This is a genomic window from Streptomyces sp. NPDC090045 (assembly GCF_044747975.1).
GTDB lineage: Bacteria > Actinomycetota > Actinomycetes > Streptomycetales > Streptomycetaceae > Streptomyces.
In genome coordinates this window covers 421403-436612 of record NZ_JBIVFA010000004.1, presented here as the reverse complement: position 1 = coordinate 436612, position 15210 = coordinate 421403, and the positions used below count along the sequence as shown (strand labels likewise).

The following is a 15210-nucleotide window of genomic DNA, read 5'->3' as shown; positions in this document are numbered from 1 at the left end:
CCACCGCTGCCGCAGGGTTTCTCCGTCTCTCCGTGAAGGCCGCGTCAGTCGGCGGGCCCCTTCCAGCGGGCCGGCCGTTCGTCGGCGCCGGTCGGGCCGACCGGCCGGTCGAGGCGGCTCGCCTCGTCCGTGTCCGCGGCTCGCGTGGTCCCGGGCTCCGGTCCGGCCGGGCCCTCGCCCCGGCTCCGGGTGCCCGTCCGCGGCCTGACGCGTGGTGCGGGACGCCGGGCTTCGCCGTCGTGGCCGTGCAGAGGTACGCCTCCCGCGCCGCCTTGCTCGTCCATGACACACCCCTTCCTTCCGGTTCCGCCCCGGCGCCTGCCCGCACAGTGGTACCGGAAACGCACGGCCGGAGGCCGGGCGCCTCCCCATGCATGAGCCGGACGTATCCGGGGAGGCGCCGGGGAGACACTGACCCCTGCCCGTCCTGGGCGGGCACCCTGCACGGAGAGGCACGAACCATGACCGAGGAAGAGATCTGGGGCTACCACCCGACCGCTGGACACCAGCCGGGCCTCGAGCTCGTCGGTTACAAGGTCGAGGCCACCGACGGCAGCATCGGAAAGATCGACAAGCACTCCGATGCCGTCGGCGCCTCCCATCTCGTCGTCGACACGGGTGTCTGGATCTTCGGCAAGCACGTACTGCTCCCGGCCGGCACGATCCAGCGCATCGACACGGCGGAGAAGACGGTCTATGTCAACCGGACCAAGGAGCAGATCAAGGACGCCCCCGAGTACGACGAGATGAAGTACCGGGGCGAGGCGAGCTACCTGGAGCAGTTCGCCCGGCACTACAGCCAGTCCCACTCCTGAGCACCCCTACGGGGAGTGCGGGTCCGGGTCCGGGGCGGTTCGGCGTAGGTGCCGGTGACCGTCTCCCCGTGCGGCTCGCCGCCGCCGTGGGGCCGGGAGCCGGTCGGGAGCCGCCGGGGTGGCAGGCTCCCGGCCGGGCCGTTGCGGCCGATGCCGAGGACCAGGGCGGTGGATGCCGCTGCGGGTCGGGACGGTGCTGGTGTCCTCGCGTGGCAAGTCGGGTGGTGGCGCAGAAGTCCGGGTGGTTGAGGAACGCCGCGGCGACGGACTCCCTCTCCCCCCTCAGACCACCAGCGCGGTTGGGCGGGCCAGGGTCGTGCCGGACTTTCCGCCGCCTGGTCAGCGCGCGAGCGAACCGAGGGGTCCCTGGCTCAGCTCAGCTGCCGTCGTAGCGGGTGCCGTCGAACGTGTAGGGCCAGGACGCCTCGGCGCCGATGGACACCTCACCCGGCCCGGCAGGGATCTTGAGCATCGTCATGCCCAGCTGGGTCTGGGTGTACTTGTTCCAGCGGATGCCGGTCGTCCCGGACCATCCGCTGGAGGTGAACGTCTGGTACCGGCCGGGTCCCATGTCGACGGTGAGCGTATTCACCGACAGGCACGCCACCAGCGCACCCCCGTCCACGGTCCGCCACAGGGGCCCGTACGGAGTGCGGGTGGGCTCCTGCTGCGTCGTGAGGGACTTCGGGTTGTCGAGCCGCTCGGGCAGCCCCTTGAGTCCCTCGGCCCTCGTCACACGCGCCGCGTCGATGTCCGCGTCCCATCCCGTGTCCGAGGCGTCCGTACCGTCCTTGCCGTTCCGGTAGTCGTGGTAACGGCCGCAGACCTCGGCCGGATCCGCGGCCAGCTTCGAGGTGTCACCGCCGGTGACGCCTTGGCCGTCGGGTCCGACTGCGGGCGCGGGCAGTGCGCTGACGGTCGGCGCGTAGGCCCTGAAGGCCGCACGCCACGTGCCGTCCTTGCCCTCGTGGTGGAGGGACCAGCGCAGCTCGGCCGAGTTCTGCGAGGCACCGACCGAGTGGCTGCTCACCTCGCTCGCGGCCAGGATCCACCGCTCGCCGGCACCCGTACCGGCGCCCGCCCAGGCATGGACAGCGGGTGCGACCTCGGGTGAGTTGGTGGGCCCGGGCGGCGTGCTGGTCCCGTACTTCCTGCCGTTCTCGGCGGCGGCGAGCAGTCGGTCCAGCCACGGCCCGTCGGCGTACCCCTTGATCACCTCCGGGTCTTGGCTCTCTTGCTCGGCCCGCTTGTCGACTTCCCCGGCCACACGGCGGGCATCGTCCGCGGTCAGCGGCTTCACAGCGGCCGACGGGCCCTTGCCTCCCCTAGCGGTGGCCGCCCCGGAGCCATTAGTGGCCGACGTGCTTTCGCAGCCGACCGCCCCCAGTACCAGCACTGCAGCGGCCAGCGGTATCAGACGCCTCATCAGTTTCCCCCTCGCGCACAGAACGACCACCTGATCTTGCCTCAGGTCCTGCTGCCGCAGGATGCAGACCGCAGAGAGCAGGCACCTGCTCTCTCGATCGCTCGATGCGGGCCGTGATGGGTTTCGGGGGCGCAGCCCAGGTGTGGGCCGGACTGCGGCCTGACGGGCTTCTTCGAGTTCTTTTGGAGCCTGGGGGCGAGCTACGCGGCAGCCTCCCAGGCGAACCCGTCCGGGTCGGTGAAGGTGTGGGCGGTGCTGCCGAGGACGATGCGGTGCGAGCCGGTGCCGTCGGCCGGGACGCCGAGGTCCTTGGCCAGGGCGCGGCGCTTGTACAGCGCCAGCTTGACGGGGCTGGACTGACCGGGGGCGAACTCGGCGTACTTGCCGCCGAAGCTCTTGGCCACGGTCAGGCCCCGGGCGACGTAGAACTGCTTGGTGGCCTTCACGTCCTCGACGCCGATCAGCAGGACGACCTCGTCGATCTCGCGGGTGGCGGGGCCGGTGTCCTTCTTCTCCGAGGTCGCGATCTTCCAGATCGTCCCGTCCGGGGCCTGGACGACGCCGCCGTAGCCCCACAGCGACTTCGTGGCGGGCTTCAGGACCGTGGCGCCGGCGTCCACGGCGGCGCCGACGAAGCCGTCGACGGTGGCCGGCCCGGACACCGTGAGCGCCAGGGTGAAGCCGCGGAATCCGGTGGAGTGCGCTTCGGACGCCCGCAGGCTTATGTACGTGTCCACGCCGAAGGCGCTGTAGAAGCGGCGGGCGGCCGCGGGGTCGGCCACCTCGAGGGTGACGGACGCGAGGGAGGTGTGGGCTGCGGTGGAGGTGGTGTTTGCCATGACCATCACGCTAGGGGCTGTGCGACGGCCGGGGCTTCTCGATTCCTGACCGGTCTTGAGACTTGCTTCGCCACACACGCCGGCATCCCCTCCACCTTGGGCGCCGACCCCGCATCGCGGGCCGTACCCGCAGCATGGGCAGCGTCGGCCGCTGCGTCCGCCTGGCGCCGGAAGGCCCCGGGCGGCATGCCGACCAGCTCGGTGAAGCGGGTGGTGAACGTTCCCAGCGACGCGCAGCCGACCGCGAAGCAGACCTCGGTGACGCTGAGGTCGCCCCGCCGCAGCAGCGCCGTCGCCCGCTCGATGCGACGCGTCATCAGGTACGCGTACGGCGACTCACCGTAGGCGGCCCGGAACTGCCGACTCAGGTGCCCGGCGGACATGTTCACATCATGGGCGAGCGCCTCCACGTTCAGCGGCTGCGCGTATTCCCTGTCGATCCGGTCGCGGACGCGGCGCAGCCGTGCTAGATCGGCCAGGCGCTGCGCCTGGACGCGTGCACGCCGCCATTCAGGCTTGCACATGAGAACCCTCCCCTTCGTCTTTCATCTTCCGTTTCCATCGACGAGGACCCGGACGCGGCCCGGGCGGGCGGGCGACCGGCAGGCAGGCACTTGTGCTCTGGTGCGTCGCCGCGCTCCTCATGGGTGGTCGCGATGTCGACCGCACAGCTCAGCGCAGCTCCTGAATGCGGATCAGGTTGCCCGCGGGGTCGCGGAACGCGCAGTCGCGGACACCGTACGGCTGCTCGGTCGGCTCCTGGACGACCTCAGTGTCACCGGCCTGCACCTTCTCGAACGTGGCGTTGAGGTCCGGGGTGGCCAACAGGATCCAGCCGTAGGTGCCCTTGGCCATCATCTCGGTGATCGTGCGGCGCTCGTCCTCCGTGACGCCTGGATCGGCGGCAGCCGGCGCCAGAAGTATCGACGTGCCCGGCTGACCGGCCGGGCCGACCGTGATCCAGCGCATCCTGCCCTGCCCGACGTCGCCGCGGACCTCGAAGCCGAGGACGTCACGGTAGAAGGCGAGCGACGCGTCCGGGTCGTCGTGCGGAAGGGAAGTCGTGTGAATGGTGATGTCCATGGTGAACAGGCTAGAGGCGGCTCCGTGAACCGCGCTTCTCGATTCCTGATCGATCCGGAACACGGCGGCGACGGCCTGGTCCCATGCCGACCCCTGGTGGGCGTCGGTCAGCATCCGGGCGACGTCGACACCGGCGGCATCGAGGCTGCCCATAGCGGCCGCGATGTCCGGCCACTCCGCAGGCCCCAGGTTCGCGTCGCGCACCAAGCCCTCCGGCATCGCAGGCACACCCTCGGGCAGCACGGCCGCCTGTGAGGCGGCTTGCGTCTGCGCGCGGCCCTCCAGCGAGCGGGCGCCGGGGGCTCGGGCGGCGGGGCTGGATGGGACGGCTCCGGCGGGTCCGGCGGCTGCTGCGAACCTTGGTGGGTCAGCGGGCGAGGGAGACGGCGAAGGGCTTGAAGCCGTGGCGGCGCAGGATGTGGGGCACGACCAGGATCATGGCCTCGGTGGCGCGGGCCGTGGTGATGTCGCCGAGGTCCTCGATCCGTTCGGGCTGCCAGCCCAGGTCTCCGAGCAGGCCGGTGACGGTCTTCTTCGCGCCCTCGTCGTTGCCCGAGACGTAGACGGTCGGCGGGACGGCCAGGGTGTCGGGTGCGGTCATGACCATGAACAGCATGGTGTTGAGGGTCTTGACCACGGGGGTGTCGGGGAGGGCGGCCTGGAGCTGCTCGGCGAGGCTGCTTCCGGGATAGCACAGGTCGCCCGGCAGTCCGTCAGGGGCGTCACGGGTCGCGTTGGAGACATCGATGAGGATCTTTCCGGCGAGTTCGGCGCGCAGGTCGGTGAGGCGCTCCAGGGAGCTGTCACCGGGCGTGGCGTTGATGACGGTGTCCGTGGTGCGGGCGGTGGTGCGCTGGTCGGCGAAGGCGATCCGCGGGGCGAGCCCGGCGGTGCGGGCGGCCGTGTCTTCGGGGCTCCGGACGCCGAGGGTGACGTGGTGTCCGGCTGCGGCGAGCTTGCGGGCGAGGTTGGTACCTACGCGGCCGGTGCCCAGGATGCCGATGCTGGTCATGAGGTGGTGCTCCTTGCGGTATCGGGTGGGATGAGCGGAGACGTCCGGTCAGGCGATCGGCGAGAGGACCTTGAGGGCGGCGGCGTGGATGCCGGGGGCGGCGGCCAGGAAGTCGCGGCTGCCGGTGTTCCAGGGTTCTCCCGCCAGGTCGGTGACGGTGCCTCCGGCCTCGGAGACCAGTAGGGCGCCGGCGACCAGGCCGGAGCGGACGTCGGAGAACTGCCAGAACGCGTCCATGCGTCCGGCGGCGACGTGGATGAGCTGCATCGTGGCGGGCACGGACACGCGCACGACCAGGCCGTTGACGAGCATGGCGGTGACGGAGTCACCGATCCGCCGGAACGTGCGCTCGTCCTCGCCGGGCTTGGCCTGACCGGTGCCGATGAGCGCGGCGCCCAGGTCGGTCTTGGCGGACACCTTCAGGGGACGGTCGTTGAGGCGGGCACCGCCGCCGGCGACGGCGGTGTACGTGTCGCCCGTCAGCGGCAGGTGGACGACGGTGAGGACCGGCTGGTTGTCGCGGACCAGGGTGGCGGTGACGGCCCAGTCCTCCATGCCGTGGACGTGGTTGATGTTGCCCTCGGCAGGGTCGACGACCCACCACTCCCCGGCCGGGAGCGCGCCGCCGGCCAGCTCGTCCTCGGCCCACTGCGACCCCGGCCGGGCCCGCAACAGCGGTTCCCGCAGCACGTCCAGTACCGCGTCGTCGTTGGCGTGGATCTCGCCGACGATCTCGTCCAGGCTCACGCCCCGGGCGTGCGGGGTGTAGCGGTCGCGCAGTGTGAGGCCGGCGGCCTTCACCGCGGCGGTCACGTCGGCCAGGAACGTGGCGTCGGCGTCGAAAGGCATGGCTGTGCTCATGGCGGGCTCCCTGGGGATCGGTGGAAGAGGGGTGAAGCGGGGGCGGTTGTCTCGCCCCCGCACTTCGAAGGTAGGGCGCCCGATCATTAACAACAAGTGCATGCTTGTCACTTGTAGAGTTACTGCCATGCAACTGGATCTGAACCTGCTCACGGCGCTGGACGCCCTGCTGGAAGAGGGCAGCGTCGCCGGCGCGGCAGCACGCCTCCACGTCACCTCGCCGGCGATGAGCCGCTCCCTGGGCCGCATCCGCAAGGCCACCGGTGACCAGATCCTGGTCCGCACCGGCCGCAGCATGGTGCCCACCTCCCGCGCGCTGGCCATGCGCGCCCAGGTCCACGCCCTCGTGCAGCAGGCCCACCAACTTCTGTCCGCGCAGCAGGAAGTCGACCTGGCGGCCCTGGACCGGGTGTTCACCGTGCGCTGGCACGACGCCCTAACCGCCGCCTGCGGCACCGCCTTGACCACGGCCGTCCGCCATCAGGCCCCCGGCATCCGGCTGCGCCTGTCCGCCGAACCCGGGACGGACGACGCCGAGCTGCGCCGGGGTGAGGTCGACCTCGAATCGAGCTCCGGCACTCCGACGCTCCCCGACATCCGCCACCGCCTCCTCGGCACGGACCGGCTGGTCGTCGCCGTCCGGCCCGGCCACCCGCTCACCGAAGGCCCGCCGAGCCTCGAGCGCTACGCAGCCGCCGAACACCTCACCGTTTCGCGGCGCGGCCGCCTGCGCGACCCGATCGACGACGCCCTGACCGCACGCGGCCTCGAACGACGCGTCGTCGCTGCCGGGCCCACCGCCGCCTTCGCACTGCAACTCGCCCTCGAAACCGACCTGGTCGTCACCCTCCCCGACGCGGTCACCCGCACGGCCCGGGAACAACTCGGCCTCGCCACACTGCCGCCGCCGCTCCCACTGCCCGACGTCCCCCTGTACCTGCTGTGGCACCAGCGCTACGACGACGACCGCGCCCACACCTGGCTGCGAGACCTGGCCACCGAAACCGTCCAGTCACTGTTCACACCACCGACCACCTCCCAACAGCCCCTCACCAACCAGACCAGGCAGTGACGCACACCCCCGGGGAAAGAGCCTGCGGCAGCCGACTCCCGCTCTCGCGTGCGACCTGTTCCACCGCCCGACCCCACCGGTGCTTGATGGCCACCCACTCACCGACGTACCGGCGTGCACCGCCGGAGCCGGCATCCAGGTCGCCGGATCCTGGTCGCTCTTCTGACGGTTCGAGGGGGCGGTGACGCCGACGAGAGTCACGTCCGGGCCCAGGGGGCGGGCGACCTCCCGGCGGTCGTAAGCAGTGCGCTCCACCGTCCGCGCCGCGACCCCTTTGCTTGTCGGTCCAGGTCATGGCCCCGAGGGGGCGTTCTGCGGGCCGGTTTAGGCTGACGGTCATGGACGTGCGGGGGCGAAGGTATCGGTATGTGGGGCCCGTTGACCTGCGGGCGCTGGTGCGGCCGGAGAGTGAGGGACGGCGGGTCGGCTCGGCGGCGGACTTCGACGCCTGGGTGTCGGTGCTGGCGCCGGAGGACCTGGCCGAGCCCTTCTCCTTCGTCGTCGACACCGCCGGTGTCCTGCGCCTGGCGCCGCGCCGCAGTGAGCACGTGGCGTGCGCCGGTGGTGGACCGGTCCTGGGCGCCGGTGAGATCGGCTTCCGCCGGGAGTCCGGCCGGTGGGTGGTCCGGGAGGTCAGCAACCAGTCCACGGGCTACTGCCCGGACGCCGGTTCGTGGACGGCCGTCGCGGACGCGCTGGACGCGGCCGGGATCGGGCACCCGCACGGGTTCACCCACGAGGTGGTGTTCCGTCGGTGCCCCTCCTGCCGGGAGCTGAACATCGTGCGGGAGGAGGACTTCGTCTGCGTGTTCTGCGACGGGACGCTGCCGCGGGAGTGGAACGTGGACGACGACGACGGCGGGGCCGGGCGGGGCCGGGGAAGCGGCTGATACGGCCGATGCGTCCGGCCGATGCCCTCGATCGCCTTCGCGTACGCTTCCCCGGCCCCCGGCCTCCGGTCAGGGGGTCCCGAGCAGGTCCAGGACCGGCTGCAGTCCTGCGGGGCGCTGGTCGACCGGCAGGTGGTCCACGAAGTGCACCGCGCAGCCGAGTGCCCGCGCGCCGCCGTCCGCGTTGCGGTCGTCGCCGACCATGAGTACGTCGGCGGGTGCCAGTCCGAGCCGGTCGCAGGCGACCCGGAAGATCTCCGGGTCGGGCTTCTGCGTGCCGAGCTCGAAGGAGAGCACGTAGGCGTCGACCAGTTCGTCCAGTCCGTGTGCGCGGAAGACCGGGCGGAGGTCCCAGCCGATGTTGCTGACCACGGCCACCGGCAGCCCCCGTCGCCGCAGTTCGCGCAGGGTCGGCCCGGTGTCCGGGTAGGGCCGCCAGGCGGCGGGGCTCATGTGGCGGTCGTAGAGCGCCTGCAGCAGCTCCGGCGCCGGCAGACCGGCCGCCTCGGCCAGTCCGCCGTAGGCGGCGCGGTGCTGTTCGGCGCTCACGTCCCGCTCGCGCCAGAGGGTTTCGAGGTGTGCGGGCACCTGCAGGGGCGCCGGCCCGCCCGGCAGTGCGCCGTACTCCGTCAGCCGCCGCACCGTCTCGCCGAACTCCTCGTCCGTCAGCGGTGTACCGGTCGCCGCGAGGGCGGCGGCGAGCCACTCCTCGGTCGACTCGATGCGCAGCAGTGTGCCGGAGAAGTCAAACATCACTCCTTTGATCATGTGGTGATCGTAGGGCAGGGGCGGGTCAGGTGGGCGCGGTCAGGTCGTCGGGTGCAGCCGGGACGGGGAGGGCGGTGAACCGTGCGGGTCTGCCTGCGCGTCCGCGAGGGCGCTGCCCGCCAGCCAGGTCCGCCAGTCCATGTTCCAGTCGCCGAAGCCGTTGTCGAAGGGGGCCATCTTCGCTCCGCCGCTGTTGACCACCTCCACGATGTCTCCTTCGCGGACCGTGTCGAAGAACCAGGCGGCGTCCTCGGTGCTCATGCCCGTGCAGCCGTGGCTGACGTTCTCCTCTCCCTGCGCCTCGACCGACCAGGGCGCGGCGTGGATGTACTCGCCGCTCCAGGTCACGCGCGTCGCGTAGAGGACGGGCAGGTCGTAGAACTCCTTGGTACCGCGCTGGATGCCGACGGTGTCCCCGCGCATCCGGACCTTGGGCTCCTTGCGCAGGACGACCTTGATGCCGCTGCGGGTCCGGAAGCCCGCCTTGCCGGTGGTCACCGGGATGGTCCTGATGACCCGTCCGTTGCGGCGTACGGTCATCCGGTGGGTGGCGGAGTCGGTGACGGCCTCGATCCGGTCCGCGATGGTGAACTGCAGGTCCTCGGAAGGGCCTCCGTAGCGGTGGTCCCCGACCTCGACCCCGTCGAGACCGCTGCGCACGCGGACCACGGTGTGCGCGGGCCAGTACGTACGCGGCCGGTAGTGCAGGGTCGAGTCGTCGACCCAGTGCCAGGCGCCCTCGACGTGGGGCTCCGAGGTCACCTGCAGCGACTGCTCCAGGCGGGCGCGGGCCGGGAGGTCGTCGGCGGGCACCGGCCTGCTGAGGGAGGCGGTGACGATCTCGCCGGCCCCGTACGTGCCGGGGCCGGGGCCGAACTCGGCCGTCAGCCTGCCCCCGTCCGCCGGCGGCGCGGTCCGGAAGGCCATGGTCACGCCGACCGGGGCGCCGCCCGCGTCCTGGGCGCCGACCTGCACGGTGTAGGTCTCCCCCGCGCGCAGCGGCTCGGTGTTCAGCCAGCGCTCGCCGTGCGGGCCGAGCTCTCCGGCCAGACGGCGGCCGTGCCCGTCCTGCACCATGACGTCGGTGAGGCGGCCGGCATCGGCGAGGGAGATTTCGAGCGGCCCGCCCGCGTCCGTGGGGAGCACCTCCTGCCGGGCGGCGCGCGTCGCGTCGCCCACGCGCAGGGCGGGCTCCTTCAGTACGGACCCCACTCCGCGCGCGGTGGCGAGCACCCGCTGCTCCTGCCAGCCGCTGCACAGTCCGGGCCGGAACATGCGGACCGCGCACCGTTCCCCGCCCTCCTCGCGACCCTCCTCGTGCCCCTCTTCCAGCACCCTCCCGACCAGCAGCGTGACCGCCGCTTCCCGCGGCGGACCGCCGAGGGTCCGCTCCGTCGTGTCCGCATCGGGCGCCCGGCCCGGCGCTGCGGCGACGACCAGCATGGCCCCCGTCACCGCAGCCACGGCACCCCAGGCCCTGGTCGGTTGTGTCCGTCGCATTCGTGGCATAGCCGTATCAAACCGATGGAGAGCCAAAATGATGATCATGGACTCGGCTCTGGGACCGAACAGGACCCGAAGAGAACTCGGACGGAGCACAACCGCCCGGCCGGGCCGACCCGTTACGGGCGCAGCTTCGAGGCGTCGATACCCAGGTGCCTTCGGACGCCCCGCCCACCGACAATGCGCCCATGCCCATTCGCACAGCACACGTGAACGAACTGACCGCCCTCCAGGACATCGAGAGGGCCGCCGGGATCTGCTTCCGGGACATCGGCATGCCGGAGATCGCCGACGACGAGCCGTTGACGCTCGGCGAGCTCGGCCGCTACCAGCGGGCCGGGATGGCCTGGGTGTCGGTCGACGCGGCCGATGCCCCGGTCGCGTACCTGATCGCCGATCGCGTCGACGGCAACCTCCACGTCGAGCAGGTGTCCGTGCACCCGGACCACGCGCGCCGCGGAATCGGCCGGTCCCTGCTGGAGCACCTGGCCGGGCTCGCCGCGCGCGAAGGGGTGCCCGCCCTGACGCTCACCACCTTCACCGAAGTGCCGTGGAACGCCCCGTACTACGCGCGCTGCGGTTTCCGGCCGCTGGACGACGGCGGGCTCGCTGCGGGCCTGCGGGAGATCCGCGCCCGCGAGTCGGAGCACGGCCTGGACCGGTGGCCCCGCGTCTGCATGCGACGCGACCTCTGACGGCCTACGGCGCGGGGTCGGCGGGGGCAGCGGGGGTCGCGGGGTCGGCGGGGGTGCCGGTGTTCCACTCGACGAGCTGGACGACGACTCCGTTCGGATCGGTCATCTGGAAGAGGCGCTCGCCCCAGGGCTCTTCGCGCAGCGGCATGGTGATGGGCGCACCCGCTTCTCGCAGCCGCGCCTCCTCGGCCTCGAGGTCGTCGACCGTGAGCGCGAGGATCAGGCCGCCGGCCCGCCGGTCGCGCTGGTCGGCCGGGAGTACCTCGGTGCCCAGGCGGAGCAGGACGACGTCCACGGCGGCGTCGCCGCGGGTCAGGGAGGCGAAGCCGTCGGCGGCGACGGCCACTTGGTAGCCGAGGTGGGTGCAGAGGAACTCGCGGGAGGCGTCCACGTCGGCGACGGTCAGGGAGAGGGTGGAGGTGGTGACGTTCACGGCGGCTCCTCGAGAGCGATCTTTTACCCAGGCGATTTTTACGACGGACGTAACATTAGCCAGAGCCCCCTCGCTCGGTCAAGGCTATTTTTACGTCCGGTGTAATATTTCCGCATGGGTACCGAGACGGGGCTCCGAGAGTCCAAGAAGCAGGAGACGCGACAGCTGATCTCCGACCACGCCACCCGGCTCTTCATCGAGCAGGGCTTCGAGCCGACGACCATCGCCGAGATCGCCACCGCGGCCCGCGTCGCCAAGAAGACGGTCACCAACTACTTCGCGCGCAAGGAGGACATGGCCCTCGATCACCACGAGGAGTTCACCCAGAGCCTGGCCCGGGCCGTCGCGGCGCGTGCCGAGGGCGAGCCCGTCGTGGCGGCCCTGCGGCGGGAGTTCCACACGGCACTGGAAGGCCACGACCCCGTCGCCGGCTTCGCCGGTCCCGAGTTCGCCCGCATGATCGCGGAGAGCCCCACGCTCACCGCCCGGCTGCGCGAACTCCACGAGCAGCGCGAAGAGGCCCTCGCGGAGGCCCTGGCCGCACTCGTTCCCGGCACGGCCCCGGACATCGCCCCCCGGGCTGCGGCCGCCCTCCTCGCCGCGGCGCATCGCCTGCTGTTCCGGCGCATCCAGGAGCTCACCCTGGCGGGGCACTCGAACGACCGGATCACCGCCGCCCTCACCCCGGAGGCGGCGCACGTCTTCGATCTCCTCGCCGCCGCCCTCGGGGACGGACCCGCGCCCCTGCCGGCGTGACCTCAGACCCCGGCCGAGGCCATCTCGATGATCGACCGGTAGTGGGCCGCCGCGGACACCACGCAGGCGCGGTAGGTGCGGTTCTCCCGGACCACGAGGAAGTAGTCCCTGATCTGCTTCCAGTACTGGCGCAGGTAGCCGAGCCCGGGTACGAAGCCCGGGGGCCTGGGGACGAGGGCGAAGGCCTCGGAGCACTTCAGGATGCCGCCGGTCACCTCCGACAGGACGTCCGCCACATCGGCGTTCATGTTCCAGCCGGCGGCCAGCTCCGGGGTCCAGATGGAGCCGGCGATCTCCCGCAGCCGCTCCTGTTCCTCGGGGGTCGGATCGCTCGCGACGACGGGGGCGACCGCGGTCACCGGGTGGGCGGCGGCTCCCGCCGCCTGCGCCGGCACCGCTGCGCCGACCCCCAGCAGGGCCCCTGCCGCGATCAGCGCGACCGCCGAAAGCCCGAGTGAACGTACCGCCATGTCCGCCCCTCCCGCCGTACCGGAAATCCCCTGCCAGGATCGCGCGTTGAGATTTCCATGCCCCTGCCACGCGGTCAACGGCGCCGGTCCGGCCTGGCCGGATCCGTACCGCGCGCGCCCTCCTTCGCCGAACGCGAACCCCGGGCCACACGGCGCTCCCGATGTGCTGAAGTGGGCGAATGGATCTCTTGATACTGGGCGGGACCGCGTGGCTGGGCCGTGAGATCACCCGGGAGGCGCTGGGGCGCGGGCACGAGGTGACGTGCCTGGCGCGCGGCGAGAGCGGGGCCGTCGCCCCCGGCGCACGGCTGGTCGCGGCGGACCGGAAGCAGGACTCCGCCTACGCCGGACTCCTCGGCCGCGACTGGGACGCCGTGATCGAGGTGTCGTGGCAGCCGGCCTTCGTCCGCGGCGCGCTCCGCGCCCTGGCGGGGCGGGCCCGGCACTGGACGTACGTCTCCTCCGTCAGCGCCTACGCCGACCAGGGCACGGTCGGCGCCGACGAGTCGGCCGCGCTGCTGACGCCGACCCGGGGCGAGTACGTCGAGCGGGACGAGTACGGCGAGGCCAAGGTCGCGTGCGAAGCGGCTTCGCGCGCGGCGGTCGGAGACCGGCTCGTCATCGCCCGGGCCGGTCTGATCGGCGGACCCGGCGACCAGAGCGGGCGTTCGGGCTACTGGGTGGCCCGCTCCGCCCGCGAGGTGGACCAGCCCATGCTGGTGCCCCGCTCCCCCGGACCGCCGACCCAGGCGGTCGACGTGCGCGACCTCGCCGGCTGGTTGCTGGACCTCGCACAGCAGGGCTCGACCGGGACCTTCGACGCCGTCGGACCCGTCGTCCCCTTCGACGAGTGGGTCGGCCTGTCGCGGCGCGTGGCCGGCCACACCGGACCGGTGGCGACGGCGGACCCGCAGTGGCTCCTCGACCAGGGGGTCGGGCAGTTCATGGGTCCCGAGTCGATGGCCATGTGGATGGCGGATCCGCAGTGGGCGGGCTTCTCGGCACGCAGCGGGGCCGCGGCGGGCGCGGCCGGGCTGCGCCACCGCCCGCGCGCGGAGATGCTGGAGGCCCTCCTGCGGTGGGAACGCGCCGAGGGACTGGAGCGCTCCCGCCGGGCGGGCCTGAGCACGGCCCGCGAGCGCGAACTGCTCGACGCGCTCCCCGGCCTCGACGGCTGAGGCGGCCGGCGGGGCCGACGATGGCCGGAAGGCAGGCTGACCTGGAGCGATGCCGCGGAAACCCTGCTTGACGGGGAGCGTTCTTCGACCTAACGTCCGAGGACTTGGCCGGTTCCGCTCTGGACGAGGCCCGCCCTTTCGTTCTGCTCCCCGGGGGACCCATGCACTACTACACCGATGTCCTCAAGAAGTACGCCGTCTTCGGCGGCAGGGCCACGCGCCGCGAGTTCTGGATGTTCTGGCTGATCGACACCGCGCTCGTCATCGCCCTCATCGTGCTGGGCGACGCCCTCGGCACCTCGATACCGGAAACGGTCTACGGGGCGGCCGTGCTCCTGCCCTCCCTCGCCGTCACCGTGCGCCGCCTGCACGACACCGGCCGGTCGGGCTGGATGGTCCTCATCGCCCTCCTCCCGCTCATCGGCTACATCTGGCTGCTGGTCCTGCTGGCGAGCAAGAGCTCGACCGACGAGTCCTACGGCCCGTACCCCGGCACCGCCGACCCCCTGCCGGCGCTCTGACCGGCGCGGCCGCGGCTGCGGCCGCGGTCACGGCCGTGGCCTCGTGGCGATGACGGCCCGGACCCGGACGGTCCGGACGTAGGCGCCGCCGGGGTCGTGGTCCAGCAGGGCCTGCCGCAGCTCGGACTCGAAGGCGGCCCTGCGGTCGCCGAGCAGGGCCGGAGCGGAGGAGGGGCGGGAGAGCATGAGGCCGGCCACCTGCTCCGCGGTGTGGCGCAAGCGCTGGTCCCACGTGAGGGTCTCGACGCGGGAGAACGGCGACTTGGCGAGGTGGTCCTCCGAGCCCTCCACGCCCACCGTGCCCTCCGCACCCTCCGTGCCCTGTGCGTCCGGCTCTCCCGACCGGTCCACGTCGTCCCAGTCGGCCGGACTCCCGTGGCCGGATCCGAGGAATCGTGCGCACACCTCCTCGGCGACCGCCGCCCAGGGCGGGTGCGGGACGTCCGGCCGGGCCACGGAGTCGACGAGGACGATCCCGCCCCGGGGCGCGAGTACGCCGTCCAGTTCGGCCGCCACCCGGGTCCGGTCCATCAGGTGGAAGGCCCGGCCGATGACGCACAGGTCGATCCGGGGCAGGCAGAGACGGCCGATGCCGGCGGCGTCGCACGCCAGCCAGGAGGTGTTCGTCAGGCCCCGCTGCTCGGCGAGCCGGGACCCCTCGGCGAGCATGGCCGGCTCCGGGTCGACGGCGTAGACCTGATCGGCCAGCGGAGCCAGGGCCAGGGTGATCGGGCCCGGCCCGGCACCCAGGTCCAGTACGGTCTGCGAGCCGTCGAGCGCGAACCGGTCCGCGAGCAGCTCGTAGAACTCCGCCGGGTAAGGGGGCCGGTAGCGGGCGTAGTACGGAGCGGCGGACGCGTACGGGGTGCTCATGGGGTCCTCCCGGGC

19 protein-coding genes are annotated in these 15210 nt (G+C 72.3%); 7 read left to right on the top strand and 12 right to left on the bottom strand.

Translation table 11 applies throughout. The annotated features are described in order from the left end of the window. Nucleotides 1-44: 44 nt before the first annotated feature. Nucleotides 45-284, bottom strand: a complete 240-nt coding sequence (locus ACIPYQ_RS14250; protein ID WP_361766962.1) for a hypothetical protein — start codon at nt 282-284, stop codon at nt 45-47. Between the two features lie 177 nt (nt 285-461). Here ACIPYQ_RS14250 and ACIPYQ_RS14245 point away from each other — a divergent pair, with 177 nt between their 5' ends. Next, on the top strand, nt 462-815 hold the full coding sequence (locus ACIPYQ_RS14245; RefSeq protein ID WP_361766959.1) for a PRC-barrel domain-containing protein: 354 nt from the start codon (nt 462-464) through the stop codon (nt 813-815). A 376-nt stretch (nt 816-1191) separates the two neighbouring features. Here ACIPYQ_RS14245 and ACIPYQ_RS14240 read toward each other — a convergent pair whose 3' ends face one another. The 6 genes from ACIPYQ_RS14240 to ACIPYQ_RS14215 all read right to left on the bottom strand — a co-directional run bounded on the left by ACIPYQ_RS14240 (nt 1192) and on the right by ACIPYQ_RS14215 (nt 6036). Then, nucleotides 1192-2082, bottom strand: a complete 891-nt coding sequence (locus tag ACIPYQ_RS14240) for a hypothetical protein (protein WP_401250291.1) — start codon at nt 2080-2082, stop codon at nt 1192-1194. 359 nt (nt 2083-2441) lie between these two features. Next, entirely contained in the window at nt 2442-3086 is a 645-nt protein-coding gene (locus ACIPYQ_RS14235; protein WP_401250860.1) for a glyoxalase, read from the bottom strand. Continuing rightward, nucleotides 3086-3604: a helix-turn-helix transcriptional regulator gene (locus ACIPYQ_RS14230; protein ID WP_401250288.1), complete on the bottom strand. Its 519-nt coding sequence runs from the start codon at nt 3602-3604 to the stop codon at nt 3086-3088. The genes ACIPYQ_RS14235 and ACIPYQ_RS14230 overlap by 1 nt, the downstream gene beginning before the upstream one ends. Before the next feature lie 148 nt (nt 3605-3752). After that, on the bottom strand, nt 3753-4163 hold the full coding sequence (locus ACIPYQ_RS14225; protein WP_401250857.1) for a VOC family protein: 411 nt from the start codon (nt 4161-4163) through the stop codon (nt 3753-3755). Between the two features lie 367 nt (nt 4164-4530). After that, nucleotides 4531-5175: an NADPH-dependent F420 reductase gene (locus tag ACIPYQ_RS14220; RefSeq protein WP_401250285.1), complete on the bottom strand. Its 645-nt coding sequence runs from the start codon at nt 5173-5175 to the stop codon at nt 4531-4533. A gap of 48 nt (nt 5176-5223) precedes the next feature. Continuing rightward, a complete protein-coding gene (locus tag ACIPYQ_RS14215) occupies nt 5224-6036 on the bottom strand; it encodes an inositol monophosphatase family protein (RefSeq protein WP_401250283.1) in 813 nt (270 codons plus the stop codon). Nucleotides 6037-6163: 127 nt separating this feature from the next. Here ACIPYQ_RS14215 and ACIPYQ_RS14210 point away from each other — a divergent pair, with 127 nt between their 5' ends. Together ACIPYQ_RS14210 and ACIPYQ_RS14205 are read left to right on the top strand one after the other, a co-directional pair. Next, nucleotides 6164-7108: a LysR family transcriptional regulator gene (locus ACIPYQ_RS14210; protein WP_401250280.1), complete on the top strand. Its 945-nt coding sequence runs from the start codon at nt 6164-6166 to the stop codon at nt 7106-7108. A gap of 338 nt (nt 7109-7446) precedes the next feature. After that, a complete protein-coding gene (locus ACIPYQ_RS14205; RefSeq protein WP_401250277.1) occupies nt 7447-7998 on the top strand; it encodes a hypothetical protein in 552 nt (183 codons plus the stop codon). A 69-nt stretch (nt 7999-8067) separates the two neighbouring features. Here the strand turns inward: ACIPYQ_RS14205 and ACIPYQ_RS14200 are convergent, their stop codons facing one another. Together ACIPYQ_RS14200 and ACIPYQ_RS14195 are read right to left on the bottom strand one after the other, a co-directional pair. Next, nucleotides 8068-8766, bottom strand: coding sequence for an HAD family hydrolase (locus tag ACIPYQ_RS14200; protein WP_401250275.1), 699 nt, complete (start codon nt 8764-8766; stop codon nt 8068-8070). Nucleotides 8767-8805: 39 nt separating this feature from the next. Beyond that, on the bottom strand, nt 8806-10230 hold the full coding sequence (locus tag ACIPYQ_RS14195) for an Ig-like domain-containing protein (protein ID WP_401250272.1): 1425 nt from the start codon (nt 10228-10230) through the stop codon (nt 8806-8808). Nucleotides 10231-10457: 227 nt separating this feature from the next. Here ACIPYQ_RS14195 and ACIPYQ_RS14190 point away from each other — a divergent pair, with 227 nt between their 5' ends. Continuing rightward, nucleotides 10458-10964 (top strand): GNAT family N-acetyltransferase, encoded by a 507-nt coding sequence (locus ACIPYQ_RS14190; RefSeq protein ID WP_401250269.1) that lies wholly within the window; start codon nt 10458-10460, stop codon nt 10962-10964. Between the two features lie 4 nt (nt 10965-10968). On the opposite strand, the gene ACIPYQ_RS14185 is transcribed toward ACIPYQ_RS14190, so the two are convergent. Continuing rightward, nucleotides 10969-11397, bottom strand: coding sequence for a VOC family protein (locus ACIPYQ_RS14185; protein WP_401250266.1), 429 nt, complete (start codon nt 11395-11397; stop codon nt 10969-10971). Between the two features lie 114 nt (nt 11398-11511). On the opposite strand from ACIPYQ_RS14185, the gene ACIPYQ_RS14180 reads away from it, so the two are divergent. After that, the gene (locus tag ACIPYQ_RS14180; RefSeq protein ID WP_401250263.1) at nt 11512-12153 is read left to right on the top strand and encodes a TetR/AcrR family transcriptional regulator; all 642 of its coding nucleotides are present in this window, start codon (nt 11512-11514) and stop codon (nt 12151-12153) included. 2 nt (nt 12154-12155) lie between these two features. On the opposite strand, the gene ACIPYQ_RS14175 is transcribed toward ACIPYQ_RS14180, so the two are convergent. Continuing rightward, nucleotides 12156-12623 (bottom strand): hypothetical protein, encoded by a 468-nt coding sequence (locus ACIPYQ_RS14175; RefSeq protein ID WP_401250260.1) that lies wholly within the window; start codon nt 12621-12623, stop codon nt 12156-12158. Nucleotides 12624-12802: 179 nt separating this feature from the next. On the opposite strand from ACIPYQ_RS14175, the gene ACIPYQ_RS14170 reads away from it, so the two are divergent. Together ACIPYQ_RS14170 and ACIPYQ_RS14165 are read left to right on the top strand one after the other, a co-directional pair. After that, a complete protein-coding gene (locus tag ACIPYQ_RS14170; RefSeq protein ID WP_401250257.1) occupies nt 12803-13801 on the top strand; it encodes an NAD-dependent epimerase/dehydratase family protein in 999 nt (332 codons plus the stop codon). A 104-nt stretch (nt 13802-13905) separates the two neighbouring features. Then, nucleotides 13906-14322: a DUF805 domain-containing protein gene (locus ACIPYQ_RS14165; RefSeq protein ID WP_401250254.1), complete on the top strand. Its 417-nt coding sequence runs from the start codon at nt 13906-13908 to the stop codon at nt 14320-14322. 27 nt (nt 14323-14349) lie between these two features. On the opposite strand, the gene ACIPYQ_RS14160 is transcribed toward ACIPYQ_RS14165, so the two are convergent. Beyond that, nucleotides 14350-15195, bottom strand: a complete 846-nt coding sequence (locus ACIPYQ_RS14160; protein ID WP_401250252.1) for a class I SAM-dependent methyltransferase — start codon at nt 15193-15195, stop codon at nt 14350-14352. Nucleotides 15196-15210 lie beyond the last annotated feature (15 nt).